The 15,458-nt window shown below is 50.9% G+C and carries 12 protein-coding genes; 1 reads left to right on the plus strand and 11 read right to left on the minus strand.

Features of this window, described 5'->3' with window-relative positions; genetic code table 11:
- Nucleotides 1–13 precede the first annotated feature (13 nt).
- From NXS99_RS01175 to NXS99_RS01215, 9 genes are all read right to left on the minus strand, one after another.
- Nucleotides 14–520 carry a septum formation initiator family protein gene (locus tag NXS99_RS01175; protein ID WP_259286839.1) on the minus strand — a complete coding sequence of 169 codons (507 nt, stop codon included), beginning with the start codon at nucleotides 518–520 and terminating at the stop codon, nucleotides 14–16.
- 149 nt (nucleotides 521–669) lie between these two features.
- Nucleotides 670–1,947: a phosphopyruvate hydratase gene (eno, locus tag NXS99_RS01180; protein WP_259286840.1), complete on the minus strand. Its 1,278-nt coding sequence runs from the start codon at nucleotides 1,945–1,947 to the stop codon at nucleotides 670–672.
- 289 nt (nucleotides 1,948–2,236) lie between these two features.
- The gene (locus tag NXS99_RS01185; RefSeq protein ID WP_259286841.1) at nucleotides 2,237–3,031 is read right to left on the minus strand and encodes a lytic transglycosylase domain-containing protein; all 795 of its coding nucleotides are present in this window, start codon (nucleotides 3,029–3,031) and stop codon (nucleotides 2,237–2,239) included.
- Between the two features lie 47 nt (nucleotides 3,032–3,078).
- Nucleotides 3,079–3,693 carry a MazG nucleotide pyrophosphohydrolase domain-containing protein gene (locus tag NXS99_RS01190; RefSeq protein WP_259286842.1) on the minus strand — a complete coding sequence of 205 codons (615 nt, stop codon included), beginning with the start codon at nucleotides 3,691–3,693 and terminating at the stop codon, nucleotides 3,079–3,081.
- A 130-nt stretch (nucleotides 3,694–3,823) separates the two neighbouring features.
- On the minus strand, nucleotides 3,824–4,246 hold the full coding sequence (locus tag NXS99_RS01195) for a YbjN domain-containing protein (protein WP_259286843.1): 423 nt from the start codon (nucleotides 4,244–4,246) through the stop codon (nucleotides 3,824–3,826).
- Between the two features lie 5 nt (nucleotides 4,247–4,251).
- Nucleotides 4,252–4,689 carry a YbjN domain-containing protein gene (locus NXS99_RS01200; protein ID WP_259286844.1) on the minus strand — a complete coding sequence of 146 codons (438 nt, stop codon included), beginning with the start codon at nucleotides 4,687–4,689 and terminating at the stop codon, nucleotides 4,252–4,254.
- A 28-nt stretch (nucleotides 4,690–4,717) separates the two neighbouring features.
- Nucleotides 4,718–5,158: a YbjN domain-containing protein gene (locus NXS99_RS01205; RefSeq protein WP_259286845.1), complete on the minus strand. Its 441-nt coding sequence runs from the start codon at nucleotides 5,156–5,158 to the stop codon at nucleotides 4,718–4,720.
- Nucleotides 5,159–5,160: 2 nt separating this feature from the next.
- Nucleotides 5,161–5,598, minus strand: coding sequence for a YbjN domain-containing protein (locus NXS99_RS01210; RefSeq protein ID WP_259286846.1), 438 nt, complete (start codon nucleotides 5,596–5,598; stop codon nucleotides 5,161–5,163).
- Between the two features lie 137 nt (nucleotides 5,599–5,735).
- The gene (locus tag NXS99_RS01215) at nucleotides 5,736–9,146 is read right to left on the minus strand and encodes a pyruvate carboxylase (RefSeq protein ID WP_259286847.1); all 3,411 of its coding nucleotides are present in this window, start codon (nucleotides 9,144–9,146) and stop codon (nucleotides 5,736–5,738) included.
- A gap of 348 nt (nucleotides 9,147–9,494) precedes the next feature.
- Between NXS99_RS01215 and NXS99_RS01220 the strand changes: the two genes are divergently transcribed.
- Nucleotides 9,495–10,982, plus strand: a complete 1,488-nt coding sequence (locus NXS99_RS01220) for an amino acid permease (protein ID WP_396124787.1) — start codon at nucleotides 9,495–9,497, stop codon at nucleotides 10,980–10,982.
- 59 nt (nucleotides 10,983–11,041) lie between these two features.
- On the opposite strand, the gene mfd is transcribed toward NXS99_RS01220, so the two are convergent.
- Together mfd and NXS99_RS01230 are read right to left on the minus strand one after the other, a co-directional pair.
- Nucleotides 11,042–14,734, minus strand: a complete 3,693-nt coding sequence (gene mfd / locus NXS99_RS01225; RefSeq protein WP_259286883.1) for a transcription-repair coupling factor — start codon at nucleotides 14,732–14,734, stop codon at nucleotides 11,042–11,044.
- On the minus strand, nucleotides 14,734–15,378 hold the full coding sequence (locus NXS99_RS01230) for a TetR/AcrR family transcriptional regulator (RefSeq protein ID WP_259286848.1): 645 nt from the start codon (nucleotides 15,376–15,378) through the stop codon (nucleotides 14,734–14,736). Before NXS99_RS01230 ends, mfd begins: the two co-directional genes overlap by 1 nt.
- Nucleotides 15,379–15,458 lie beyond the last annotated feature (80 nt).

The raw sequence follows: 15,458 nt of genomic DNA on the forward strand, positions 1-15,458 counted from the left end.
CAAGCGAACCTGTTTAGTTTTCTACCGGTGCAAGCGGCAGATGTTGATCAGCAGGTGGCATCGGTTGTTCAATTTCAGGCGGTGTGGCAACTGAATCCCACAAGGTTTCGTACCATGCGCCGATCTGCTGTGCATGTACATCGGTATTATCGGTCTGGCGGCGATTTTCTACATCTGGATCCAGAATCCGAAACGCGATTTCGCCAGGTTCAGTTACCCCAAGCCGAATGCGGGCTTGCTCTTTGATATACGCCTCTGATTGATAATCTTCGAGTCGTTGTTGGATTTGTGCTTTTTCAACTTCGAGTTGTTGCAGTGATTGGGTCAGTCGCACAATTTCTGCGCGTTGTTCCATGTAATTACGTAATGGAAAACTGACCATGAAAATTACGGCTCCAAACACTGCCACGGTCACTAACAGTGAAATCGCTGACATCCGCACGCGAGGTAGTTTGACTTCTACCTTGGTGCGGCGTTCCTTGCGCCCAGCAATGGGCACTTCACGTTGCATTTTCACCATAGGAATTTTGATTTTAGCAGTGTTTGCGCACAATCGAAGATGCCACACAAGCACCATCGGCCACAACTACCCCATTTCAGGGCAAGAAAAAACTATCACCATGCGAGTTGGTCACATGGTGATAGTTTTTTACTTAAACTTCGTATGCTTTAGCCCTTGAAACGTGGGAAAGCGGAACGACCTGCATAGACTGCAGCTTCGCCGAGTTCTTGCTCGATACGCAGCAATTCGTTGTACTTTGCAACGCGCTCGGAACGAGCAGGAGCACCGGTCTTGATCTGGCCACAGTTCAATGCAACAGCCAAGTGTGCAATGGTGGTGTCCTCGGTCTCACCGGAACGGTGGGACATCATGGTGCGGTAGCCAGCACGGTGTGCCAACTCAACTGCATCGAAGGTCTCGGTCAAGGTACCGATCTGGTTCACCTTTACCAGCAAAGCATTTGCAGCCTTCTTCTCAATGCCTTCCTTCAAACGTGCAGGGTTGGTCACGAAGAAGTCGTCGCCAACGAGCTGCACCTTATCGCCGATCTTTGCAGTCAAAGCGGTGTAACCTGCCCAGTCATCTTCCTGCAAAGGATCCTCGATGGAAACAATTGGGTAAGCATCGATCAGCTCTTCATAAACAGCTGCCATTTCCTCTGCGGTGTGCTCGCCACCTTCGAAGTGATACTTGCCGTCCTTGTAGAACTCGGAAGAAGCAACGTCAAGTGCCAACGCTACGTCCTTGCCTGGCTCGAGGCCAGCCTTCTTGATTGCCTCAACAATGAGGTCAAGAGCTGCACGGGTGGACTCAACGGATGGAGCGAAGCCGCCCTCATCGCCAAGACCGGTCGACAGACCCTTGCTCTTAATGACGGACTTCAAGGAGTGGTACACCTCTGCACCCATGCGAAGAGCCTCAGCGAAGGTCTCTGCACCAATTGGAGCAATCATGAATTCCTGAACGTCAACACCGGAGTCAGCGTGTGCACCACCGTTGACGATGTTCATCATTGGAACTGGGAGCAGGTGAGCATTTGGGCCACCGATATAGCGGTACAGTGGCAGCGCTGCGGTATCAGCAGCAGCGTGTGCAACAGCCATGGAAACACCCAAGATAGCGTTAGCGCCGAGGTTGGACTTATTTGGGGTGCCGTCGAGTGCAATCATGGTCTGGTCGATCAGACGCTGATCGTCTGCTTCGAAACCTGCAATAGCGTCAGCAATCTTCTCGTTGACATTTTCTACTGCTTTGAGAACACCCTTGCCGAGGTAGCGATCACCGCCATCGCGAAGCTCATGTGCCTCATGAACACCGGTGGATGCACCGGAAGGAACGCCCGCAACGCCTTGAGAGCCGTCGTCCAAGATAACTCCTGCTTCAACGGTTGGGTTACCGCGAGAATCCATAATTTCGCGTGCAAATACGTGCATGATGTCAGCCACTGTAAAACTCCTATGTGGTTTAGGTGGGGTGTCCTTCCTGCAGCAGCAATTGCCACAATGAAGGAATGAAAGTTTCTTATTCAGAAGGTTCGTGCAAACAGTTACCGCAGCAGCTCCATTGTGATGTTGCACAATACCAGCAGCAGACAATAATCATTGTCACGAGTTACTTTCAATTATGCCAACAAATCAAAAAAATCCCCACTTTCAGCCAACGTGAGTATTTACACACTCCACTGTGAAATATTGCACATTTTCATTATTTGTGGTGGTCAGAGGCATCAAGGAGCTAGTCCAATCGAAATGCCGGCTGGCGTAAAGCATAGGACGCTGCAGCATTTCTCACATTATTGACGTATTCCTGAGAGTTGTTATATGCCCGAATTGCTGTGTTCCAGCCCGTTTCTGTGGCTAAATCGCCTTGGCTACATAATAAATTCGCGGCCGCCAAAGCTGCGTCATCAATGCTGTTCGGATTGGCAACGCCGTCACCATCTGCGTCTCGACCGAATTGCTCCCAGGTTGTGGGGATAAATTGCATTGGACCAACGGCGCGATCATACACCGTATCGCCATCAAGACGGCCTTGATCGGTATCACGAATTTCAGCAAACCCTGGCGAACCATCCAGTGGCACTCCAATAATCGGCGGTAGTGCCATACCTTGTTCGTTGAGTTCTTGCGAGTGGAAAAAGTTCCCCGAATATGTGCCGTGTCGAGTTTCGATAAAGCCGATACCAGCGAGGGTATTCCAGTGTAAATGACATTCTGGCCAAGCTTGCGCCGCAATGGCACTGGCATTGGCATAGGCGGCTAATGCTTGAACAGAAATATTGGTGTCTTCGGCAACTGGCTCAGCCCAGGCACGTAATTGTTTCGATGTACGCCCCGAGGCGTTGATATCAATTGCTGGAATTGGCTCACCGGTTGCAGGTGGAATAACGGTTGGGACCGGTTTCAACGGCTCCAGAGGCACAAGAGGCTCTAAGCGCGAAAGCGCCCATCCGACACCGACGACGATCAACGCGAAACTGAGCACCACTACAAGTGCCCATCCTAGTAATCGTCGTAAAGCAGTACCCATGAGGAGCCATTGTAGCGAACAAGTGTCATGCGTGCTGGAGCAAGCGATTACTCCGCGCTTTTCCCGAGCTCCCACAGGCGGATTTGTTCATCTTCTGGGACGATTCCAGAGGAGCCATCAAATAAAAATGGCGCACGTCGCTGCAGCTTTGCGACGAGGCTTCGGTACACATCCGCCATAAGAAAATTGCCTTCGCGGCTGGCGATCTCTGCATGGAAAATCACATTGAGCAAAATATCACCCAATTCTGCGCACAGCTGCGTGGAATCTTGGCCTTCGCGAACTGCAGCAATAAACTCTGCTACTTCGCCTTCGAGATACGGTAATAGGCTCTCATGGGTTTGCTTGCGCTCCCATTCACCGCGCGTGACTGCTTGAGCCATTGCCCACTGCGCTTGAACTGCGGGATCTTCGAGCGAAGGAACTTGATACAGTTTTGCACCAGCAGCAAGCGCTTGGCGAACTTGAGGCGCCTGTGGGACTGTCGAAATCAGGATTGTGGCATCACTTGGAGCGATGACGTCTAAGAGTTGCCAGCGAGTGGCGATGGAAACTTCCTCAGTAAAATCAAGTGTGCCGCAAAGCTTGCCGTGCCACTCCAGCGGCATCATCAATGGCCAGCGAGGATCAAGTAACACAACTGTTTCTACCGAATGCGACATACTAGCCATGATAAACCATCGTGGTAGTTTCCTCGATCTTCTCTGTTTGTTTCAGCAGTTGGTGGGCAGAAACCAAAACACACCGCATCATGTTCAGTGTGATGCGGTGTGGATGCAAGGCTATTTGTGTCTAGTCGGAAGTTGGAAATTCTTCTCGCAAGTGCTTCAAATGCTGCAAGGTTGCATGCAATCCAGCAGACAATACTTCGTCGAGCTGTTCGTCACTTAATCCGTCACGAATAATGAAACTATGCTGAGCGACAATCGTGGCACCTTTCTCCGCTTTTACGCGAAACAGCGTGCTGAACGAACTTTTTTGATTAATTTCGCCAATGACACGATCCAATTTTGCACTTTGTCGACCTCGCAGTGGCAACTCATATAACGCGCGTGAAACCACGAGTATCAATGGATTGCTCAGATCCAAGGTGACTGGATATTCATCCATGCGCAAGGTGGCAATCTTGTGCTGATTAAAGCGGAAATAAAAACCCCGCTTGTTGAAATCATCTTGAATACGTTCAGGAGTAACTGGAAGAACTGCTGTAGACATGTTGGTTACGCCTCCGTCTCCCATGTCACAAGATCTGGACATGCTTGCTCAAGTTCTGCGAAAAATTCAAAACTTGTGGTGAACATTGCCTGATAAAAAGCATCTAATTGCTCATCGGTCATGCCTGCCATATATGGCATGATGTACTCGACATATACTCGTGTCTCGCCGTTTTCTTGCATGATGAATGCTTTTGGCAGCGGACGAGTCGAGTTATGGTTGATAACTAGTTCTTCTAAGGTGGTAATCACTGCTGGATCTTGAGTAGTTCCCAGCCACCAGCCATAGCAATTCAACCCTCGCACATTTGGGTTTAGGCTCGACACAAACGTACTGTTTTCAAATCCAACAACGGGGAAACCTGTTTCATGATTAAAATGCAACAGGCCAACTGAATCAAAATACGTCCGAATACGATCGAGCGTGACCTCAGGTAACGACATTGCGTACTCCTTGTCCAGCGATCCCAAATTATTGGGTTGGAACAGGTGGCTGCAATTCAAACTTTTCGCAGAATGCATCCATATGCTCAATGCTTGCCGACAAACCACCAGCAAATACCGCTGAAAGCTGATCGTCAGTCAAACCGTGCTTGATTAGGAACACTTGGTCAGAGACAAGATCAACGCCTTCATCAGTTTGTTGACGATAGACGGTACCAAAGGTGCCGTTAGCGTTACGGAATCGCAAAAAGTCGGTGAATTCCTGGGTTTCATCGAGACCTGCTGGGATATTTGGATACGCGAAGGTCATGAGGAAAAATACCTCATTTGGCAGCGCGAAGCGAGCGTAATATCCATTGAGCACAATGAATGCGTCGCGAGTATCTTCGTTCCATTCCAGCTCGATGCCGCGTTCGGAAAAGATCTTGACAATACGTTCTGGGGTAACTGGGCTTAAAGTATCAGACATGTTTATGCTTCCTGTTCCCACGTGACGAGTTCTGGGAATCGTTGTTCTGCTTCATTCAACGCCATTGTGCCGGTGCTAAACACCGCCTCTAGGAAATCAGCAAGTTGTTCATCAGTCAGACCTGCAGCAATTGGAGTTGCGAATGCAAAATACAACCGCCAGAAGCCCTCATCTTGATCAACAATCAGACGTGGCAAATAGGTGATGCGATTGCGCTGTTCAGCGAATTCTTGCAGCTTTGGTTGCAAATCGTCATCTTGGGTTTGGCCGAACCACCAACCGAAAACTTTTAAGACCTGAACATCGTCGATGATCTCAAAAACGAAAATGCCGTTGATAAATTTCACAAGTACCAAGCCCGACTCGTGATCGATATAACTGAGCCCTGCTTTGGTAATGGATTCGCGAATACGCTCCATGTCTACTACTGGAAGTGCCATCTGGAAAAGGTGCACCCTCTCAAAATATGTTGATAATAATTCACCCTTCAGCTTAGCAGTTCCCAGACTTCTAAGGGTGCGAAAGGCGCAATGTCGCTACAAGAAATATCTCCTAGCGACACGCCTTGACTGGTGTATTATTCAGCGATAACCAGTAATAAGTCCCCGCCTTCCACTTTTGTTGGTTGAGTCAGGACTACCCGCTTGACTACACCTGCTTGTGGTGCGGTAATGGTCGCTTCCATCTTCATGGCTTCAATAATGGCAACTGGTTGATTCTCTGCAACTTCTTCACCAACGGCAACGATTGGAGTCACAACGCCGGCAAATGGAGCAGCCACGTGGCCATGGTTTGTTGGATCGGCTTTTTCTACAGTCGCAACCACCGATTCCACCTTGCGATCACGAATATGCATCGGGCGAATCTGGCCGTTGACATTTAAAATCACCGTGCGAATACCCTTGGCATCAGGTTCAGAAATGGCATCCAAGCGCACCAACATATGCTTGGAATTACCTAAATCAATATGCGTTTCTTGGCCTTCTACCAAACCATAGAAAAATTCACGATCGGTCAAGACAGAGGTATCGCCAAAACGTCGACGATGTTCGATAAATTCCACGGTAGGTTGTGGGAACATCAAGCGATTGAGCACTGCTTGACGAGTGCGCTGATCATTGCTTGCCAATGCTTCCAAATCTTCATTCGCAACGGTGGCAACGCTCCGCGGTGCAGCTCGACCTTCTAAGGCTTTACTGCGCAATGGCTCAGGCCAACCACCTGGTGGGGTGCCTAATTCTCCATTCAAGAAGGCAATGACTGAATCTGGAATATCGTATTTTTGCGGATTCTGCACAAATGCTTCTGCACTCACCCCAGCGCCTACCAAATACAGTGCCAAATCACCGACAACCTTTGACGAAGGTGTCACTTTTGTTGGTCTCCCGAGCATATCGTTGACAGCAGCATAATTATCTTCAATCAGCTCGAAACGATCAGCTAAGCCCAATGCTTTTGCTTGTGCCCGTAAATTCGAAAGTTGTCCACCTGGAATTTCGTGGTGATAGACCCTACCGGTTGGCCCCGGAGTACCAGATTCAAATGGAGCATACATTTCACGCACGGCTTCCCAATATGGTTCCATCTCACATACTGCGGCTAAATCAAGGCCGGTATCGCGCGAGGTATGGGCAAATGCTGCCACGATTGCCGATAACGATGGCTGAGAAGTAGTTCCTGATAATGGTGCAGCTGCACCATCTACAGCATCGGCACCAGCATAGGCACTGGCAATATAGGTTGCTAATTGGCCACCAGCAGTATCGTGGGTGTGCACATGCACTGGTAAATCAAATTCTTTGCGTAATGCAGTTACCAACTTCGTGGCTGCTGCAGGACGCAATAATCCGGCCATATCCTTAATAGCTAAAATATGAGCACCGGCTGCAACGATTTCTTCTGCCAATTTCAGATAATAATCAAGCGTGTAGAGGCGCTCTGCTGGATTCGACAGGTCTCCAGAATAGGCCATCGCGACTTCTGCCACGGTGGTAGAGGTTTCTAATACAGCATCAATGGCAGGTCGCATTTGTGAAACATCATTGAGTGCATCGAAAATACGGAAAATATCAATGCCGCTTTTCGCAGCTTCGGTGACAAATGCACGTGATACTGCATTCGGATATGGCGTATACCCCACCGCATTGCGACCGCGTAACAGCATCTGAATATTGACATTCGGCAGGGCTTCTCGCAGTTGTGCAAGACGTTCCCACGGATCTTCGTGCAAAAAGCGCAAGGCCACATCATAGGTGGCACCACCCCAGGCTTCCACCGAAAGTAATTCGGGAGTCAGATGCGCAATATGCCGGGCGGCGTCGACAAGCGCTGTAGAGCGCACACGGGTGGCGAGCAAGGATTGATGTGCATCGCGAAATGTTGTGTCGGTGACAGCCAGGGCGGATTGTTCGCGTAAGTGACGGGCAAATTCGGCTGGTCCTAATTTCAGCAAGCGGTCTCTGGAACCTGGGCGCACCTGGCCAAGGGCGGGTAGTTTTGTGGCAGGATCTGTCACGCATGGAGCGTTGCCATGCGGACGATTCACGGTGACATCGGCTAGGTATTCTAGGATGCGACCTGCTTCATCGTCGGCAGGAGGTGCCGATAAGAGCCATGGGTGATCATTGATAAAAGAGGTGGCCACTCGCTGATTGGTGAAATCTGGCTCGCGAAGTAATGCGCGCAAGAATCCAATATTGGTTGCCACACCAGCGACATGAAATTCATTCAACGCGCGCTGTGCACGAGTGACAGCTTGGCTAAAATCGGCACCGCGACAGGTCATTTTTACCAGCATCGAATCAAAGTGGGCAGTAATTTCACCGCCAAGCTGTGCAGCTCCATCTAAACGCACACCCGCACCGCCTGGACTGCGATATGCGGTAACAATGCCGATATCAGGGCGGAATCCATTAGCAGGATCCTCCGTGGTAATGCGGCATTGTAATGCAGCGCCTACGGTGGTGATGGTTTCTTGCAGCAGCCCAAGTTCTGCCAAGGTTGCCCCAGCTGCAATTTGCATTTGGGCTTTCACCAGATCAACACCGGTGACCTCTTCAGTCACAGTATGTTCTACTTGGATGCGCGGGTTCATCTCGATGAAAACATAATTACCTGCGGCATCAACTAAAAATTCAACGGTACCTGCACCAACATATCCAATGGAACGACAAAATTTCACGGCATCGGCACAGATTTGCTCTCGCAAGGTCGGGTCGAGATGCTGAGCCGGAGCAATTTCCACCACTTTTTGATGACGACGCTGCAAGGAGCAGTCACGTTCAAACAGGTGAATGACTTCGCCAGTGGCATCGGCCAAAATTTGCACTTCGATATGTTGGGGTTCGGTAACTGCTCGTTCAAGATAAACACGAGCATCGCCAAAGGCAGAAAGTGCCTCCCGCGAGGCTTCGGCCGCAAGGTTTGGCAATTCGGCAGCGGTTGCGACAAAGCGCATACCACGGCCACCACCGCCTGCAACTGCTTTGACGAATAATGGATACTGCTGATGTTCGGCTTGGGTGATCAAGGTATCAAGATCGGCAGTCGGTGAAGATTCCTCGAGTGTCGGCAAGCCCGCGCGACGTGCGGCGGCAACTGCTGCGGCTTTATCGCCAGTTAATTCCAGGACTGCCGGGCTTGGCCCAATAAAGGTAATGCCATGTTCTGCACATTCGCGAGCTAATTGGGCATTTTCCGATAAGAATCCATAGCCAGGATATACGGCATCTGCTTGGGCGAGTTTGGCAACTCGAATAATTTCGTCAATATCGAGATAGGCCTTGACTGGAGAACCTTCCATCCCAATCCGATAGGCTTCTTGTGCCATTGACCGGTGGAAAGAATGGCGATCTTCTTTCGGATACACCGCGACCGTGCTTGCCCCGATCTCATAGGCGGCACGAAAGGCGCGCACTGCAATTTCACCACGATTGGCGACAAGAACTTTTTCAAATGATGCTACTGACAGTACATTTTGAGTATTCAATATAGGTTCACCTTTGAATCACACACTAGCAGTGATGCTAATCACCTTTACGTTGGTCAAATGTAACCTATGTAACATACAAAAATCTAGCCTTTTTGAAATTTTTTTTCAGATTTTTGTAATGTACCGCACATTTTTAACATGTATCACCGATAAATATCACACCCATCAGTTACCCCTTAAGCGCAACATAACCTTCAAGAAAAGTAATTTTATTAATGCTCAAGTTTTTAAAATTGGCACAAAATCCCATATAAAATCCAAACCACCCACAGGTCGTGGCGGAAATTTATGTCATGTATCAATATTATTTAGACATCGCCGGATTCATATACTAGGCTTATCGTGGTGAAATTGACTGATACCCAACCAACAAAAAATACCCACACCGTTCGCGTGTGGACGCTCGTTGGCATCATTATTGGTTCCACCATTGGATCCGGTATTTTTGCCCTGCCACAAAATATTGCCTCCGTTGCCGGACCCGGCGCAATGTTGCTCGGCTGGATTATCGCCGGCGTCGGCATGCTCTCTGTCGCATTTGTGTTCCATATTTTGGCACATCGAAAACCACACCTCGACTCTGGCGTGTATTCATATGTTCGCGCAGGACTTGGCGATTATATTGGCTTTACCTCTGGCTGGGGCTACTGGTTAGGATCAGTCATTGCCCAAGTCGGCTACGCCACCTTATTATTCTCTACCCTTGGCCACTACATCCCATTTCTTGGCACCGAGCACCCACTCACCCAAGCAATTGCGGTATCCATTCTGACCTGGGTGATCTTCGCAGTTTTGGCAAAAGGCATTGAACAAGCAAAAGTCATGAATGCAGTCACCACCATTGCGAAACTCGTGCCAATTTTCGCCTTCATTGTATTAGTGGCCTTCTTAGGCTTTAGCTGGGATACCTTCACCTTTAACTTCTGGGGTCATTCCTCCGGCGCAACCGTCTTCGAGCAGGTCCAAGGCATTATGCTGTTTACTGTTTGGGTTTTTATCGGCGTTGAAGGTGCTTCCGTATATTCCAAACAAGCCGAAACTCGTCGCGATGTTGGTCGCGCTACTGTCATTGGCTTTACGACGGTCTTAGTCTTACTTGTCACCGTGGCAACGCTTTCCTATGGTGTGCTGTCCCAAGCAGAACTTGCCGCCTTGCCAGATAACTCCATGGCAAGTGTGCTCGAAGCCGTTGTAGGCCCGTGGGGTGGCGCACTGATTTCTATTGGTCTGTGTTTATCGGTGCTCGGCGCGTATGTGTCGTGGCAGATGCTTTGTGCTGAACCAATTGCACTGATGGCTTCTGATGGTCTTTTGCCAAAGAAAATCGGTGAAGTCACCAGCGCAGGTGCACCATGGTTAGCCCAACTGATTTCCACCATTATCATCCAAGTTTGCGTCGTGGTGTTCTACCTCAACGAAACCACCTACGTGTCTATGGTGCAGCTGGCAACTGTGTTGTATCTGTTGCCATATATGTTCTCTGCGTTCTATCTCATTCTGCTTGCCACTCGTGGCAGTGGTATTACTCATCCACATGCCGGCGAAAAATTCGACGATTCCGGTCCTGTCATCGAACCGAAGGAAAATCGCAAGCACTTGGCTATTGCATCTATTGCCTTTGTGTACTCGATGTGGCTGATTTACGCAGCCGATCCGGTGTATATCTTATTCGGTGCCCTCGCGGTGATTCCAGGATTAATCCCATATGTGTGGACCAGGTTGTATCGAAAAGAACAAGTCTTTAACACCTTCGAAATTATCGTGGTTGTGTTAATTGCACTGTCCTCCATCGCTGCGGTCTACGGACTCAGCACCGGAGCACTCTCGCTCTAAGGCCTTGAAAAAATGCCCTATGGATATTATTTTCCATAGGGCATTTTTGCTCTCTCCTGTTAGCGCAAACGATAACGCTTCCGACGCTCATCGTCATCCATATCAGCCCGGCGCCGCCTGGTACGTGCTGGTGCCGACGCCGGCGTCACGGTTTCTGGGACAGAAACAACCTGTGCGGCTTGCTGCTTGCCTGTTCGCACATCCACTTGGCCGAGATCCCACATGGTTGCAATAAAATCAGCCACCCATTGCACCAGATCAACATCTCGCAATGTTGCATCAGTGACCTTCGCGCCCTGTTTCGGCATCGGAACCTGCACTGCTTGGGCAGCAGCACGTACCGTCGAACCTGGATAGAAACGCTTTAACCGCACTTGTTTCGAATCCGGCAATTCCACCGGATGGAACTTCACCCGCGTCCCTTGGACGGAAATATCACTCATGCGTGCCTGGCGTGCCAATTGACGCAACCGAGCAACTGCCAGCAACCGCTCCACCTCGACCGGCAATGGGCCAAAGCGGTCTTGCATTTCCTCAACAGCCAATTGCAGATCATGCTCTGTCTTACTCGTGGCAAGTTTGCGATAGATTTCCAGGCGCAGCCGCTCGGCATGAATATAGTGCTCTGGGATATGCGCATCGACTGGCAAATCAATCCGAATTTCCTTCGGAGCCGTATCAGTTGCATCCAAGGCTTTACCATCGGCAAGTGCGCGATAGGCTTCCACTGCCTCGCCTACTAAGCGCACATACAAATCAAAACCAACACCAGCGATATGTCCAGATTGCTCAGCACCTAAAATATTGCCGGCACCACGCATCTCGAGATCTTTCATCGCCACGGCCATACCTGCACCCAGATCATTATTCTGGGCGATCGTTGCCAAGCGATCATAGGAGTTCTCAGATAAGATTGCACCCCTTGGATACAAGAAATAGGCATAGCCACGCTCGCGTGAACGCCCCACTCTACCGCGTAGCTGGTGCAACTGCGATAAGCCCATATGGTGTGCATTTTCCACGATCAAGGTATTCGCATTGGCAATATCTAGGCCAGTTTCGACAATGGTGGTACACACCAACACATCAAACTCCCTGTCCCAGAAACCTTGAACGGTTTTTTCCAGCAGTTCCTCAGACATTTGACCATGTGCCACCACAATGCGGGCTTCTGGTACCAGCTCGCGAAGATCACTAGCCTTTTTCTCGATATCGGCAACTTTATTGTGCACGAAGAAGACTTGACCGTCGCGAAGCAATTCGCGGCGAATAGCTGCAGCAATTTGTTTATCTTCTTGCTCACCGACATAGGTCAAAATTGGGTGACGATCCTGTGGTGGGGTCAAAATGGTGGACATTTCTCGAATGCCAGCCATCGACATTTCCAAGGTGCGCGGAATTGGGGTTGCCGACATTGTCAACACGTCCACGTGGGTGCGCATAGCCTTAATATGCTCTTTGTGTTCCACGCCGAATCGTTGTTCCTCATCAACGATGACCAAGCCAAGGTTCTTCCATGCCACGCCGGTTTGCAGCAGGCGGTGGGTACCAATCACGATATCCACCGAACCGTCGGCAAGCCCGCGGAGCGTTTCTTTCGCATCCATTGTGGAGCTAAAGCGCGATAACCCGCGGATAGTGACAGGGAAACCTGCCATGCGTTCTTCGAAGGTGACGCGGTGCTGATCGGCAAGCAGCGTTGTTGGCACGAGCACTGCGACCTGCTTGCCATCTTGGACGGCTTTAAATGCTGCGCGGACGGCAACCTCAGTTTTGCCATAGCCAACATCGCCAACCACCACGCGGTCCATTGGGACAGGAGCTTCCATGTCCTGCTTGACAGCCTCGATGGCAAGCATTTGGTCCTCAGTTTCCACGTAGCGGAAATTGTCCTCCATCTCGCGCTGCCACGGCGTATCTGGGGCAAAGGCATGGCCCGGGGCCGATTGTCGTTTGGCGTATAGTTCAACCAGCTCGCCTGCGATTTCGCGCACCGCGGCACGAGCCTTCTTCTTGGTGTTTTTCCAATCCGAACCGCCCATTTTGGACAAGGTTGGCTTTTCGCCGCCCACATATTTCGACAACAAATCCAGCGAATCCATTGGCACATACAGCTGGTCAGCCGGCTGCCCACGCTTGCTGGAAGCATATTCCAGCACAATATATTCCCGGCGCGACACATCATCACCACTGACGATCTCGCGCTCAGTCATGCCCACGAATCGGCCGATACCGTGGGTTTCATGCACCACGAAATCGCCGGCCTGCAGCGCCAACGGATCCACCCGATGCCGCTTTTTTGCTGGACGACGCTTTGTGCCTGCAATATCGCCAACACGATTGCCGGTTAAATCGGTTTCCGTGATCACAACCAGTGGCAACGCATCGGCATCGCGGTGCTTGCGCACCTTCGGGAACACCAAACCAGCATGCGAAAAAGCCTCATACAACGTGACTTCGCCAGGAGTTGGCTCCCATGAAGGCGTCGCCACTTTCGTTTTGATGCCTTTTTCCGCAAAACGCTTAACCATGCGCTGAATCGCGCCTTTAGCTGGGGCGATAAATGCTGCACGGCCACCAGCGATGGTGTGTGCCAGCAGCAAGCTCATCATTTCTTCAATTTTTGCCAAATCGCCGCGTGGGACAGGACCAGAGGCAAAATCCAACGGCAATTCTTCTGTCTCTGCAATGCCCATCCCAGGTGGGGAAAAGGTCCACCACGGCAATCCGCAACGCTCCAATGAAGCGTAACTGCGATACGAAGAAGACTCCACCACCAACGGCGCATCTGCTCCCATCGCAGCAGCTTCCCAACCTGCGGCTAAGAACTCCGCATCGGTTGCCTGCAAATCACTAATGCGACGCTTAATGCGCTCCGGTGCCACCACCACAACATGGGTTGTTGGCGTGAGGAGCTGTGGTAATGCCACAAGATCGGCGTCTGTTAAAACCGGGATCAGGGCTTCCATGCCATCGACATAGATTGATTCCGAAACCTTCACCAACACTTCTTGTAACGCGGCGTTGCCTTGATGCGACGTCGCAAGAGCGGCAGCTTTGGCGGCCACGGTGGCGTCGATAAGCAGCTCGCGGGCTGGGAAAATCTCCACCTGTCCCAGGGACGCGTCTTGGAATGCGCGCTGGTCGGCCACCGAGAAACCACGCAGGTCGGAAACCTCATCGCCCCAAAACTCCACGCGCACCGGATGATCGGCTGTGGTTGGGAAAATGTCGATAATGCCGCCGCGCACCGCAAATTCACCCTGCTTGGCCACCAAATCGACAGGGCGATACGCAAAATGGACCAACTGCTGTGTCAGCGCCGCAATATCGTATTCCGCTTCCAACGCAATGGTCAACGGCTGCCACTGATGCTCCGCCTGCAAAATCGGCTGCGCCAAGCCACGGGCCGTTGTCACAATCACCTTGTAGTCATCGCGATGATGCAACACCTGCGCACGCTTGCCGACGACGTCAGCCGCTGGACTTAAGCGCTCATGGGGCAAGGTTTCCCAAGCCGGGAAAAACCCCACCTTCTGTCCCAGCATTGCGCGCAACTCCGCCGTGAGGTCTTCCGCCTCATGAGTCGATGCCACCACCACCAACACCGGCACGTGCTGCGCCAGGGTGCCAATCATCCAGGGGCGCACCTGATCGATACCTGTGATGTGCAACTGCGGATCACCAATATGAGTGACCAGACCCTTGAGCTTCGGATCAGTAGCAGCAACTTTTAATACACCAGAAAGAATCACTGTTCGCCTCGTATCCCTAACCGCACCGGTTGTGTGCCATCTGTGCTCAACTGTGGATCGCGCTCCATGCCAGCTAAGCCATTCCAACACAAATTCACGATATGTGCTGCAACTTCCTCTTTTGTTGCAATGCGACTATCTAACCACCACTGGGCAGTCATGCTCACCATGCCCACGAGCGCCTGGGCATATAATACTGCAGTTTCAGAGCGTAATCCCGAACGATCAAAGGCCTGTGCCAGAATATGCGACACCTGTCCCACAGCATCATTAAGCAATGTTGAATACGAACGGTCGCTTTGTGGCAACACATCACGCACCAAAATCTGGAAACCGTCAGTCTCTTGCTCAACATAGGTTAATAAGGCCATCACCGCTTGCTCAATTCGCATCCGCGAGCGCCCAGCTTGTAATGACTCACGCACAATCTGTTCCAAGTAGACCATCTCGCGGTCAATCACCACAGCGTATAAGCCTTCTTTCCCGCCAAAATGCTCATACACCACCGGTTTCGACACTCCAGCGCGTGCGGCGATTTCCTCGACGCTGGCTCCCTCAAAGCCCAACTCAGCGAAGGCTTGGCGACCAACTCGAATCAACTGCTCGCGTCGCTGCTTACCTGTCATACGCTGTCGAACCATCGCAACCTGTCTCCTCGCAACAAAAAACCGCTACATCCATGATAGACGTAGCGGTTTACAATGCTTCCCTGCCAGGACTC

It is taken from the genome of Corynebacterium sp. HS2168-gen11, assembly GCF_024834075.1.
Lineage (GTDB): Bacteria > Actinomycetota > Actinomycetes > Mycobacteriales > Mycobacteriaceae > Corynebacterium.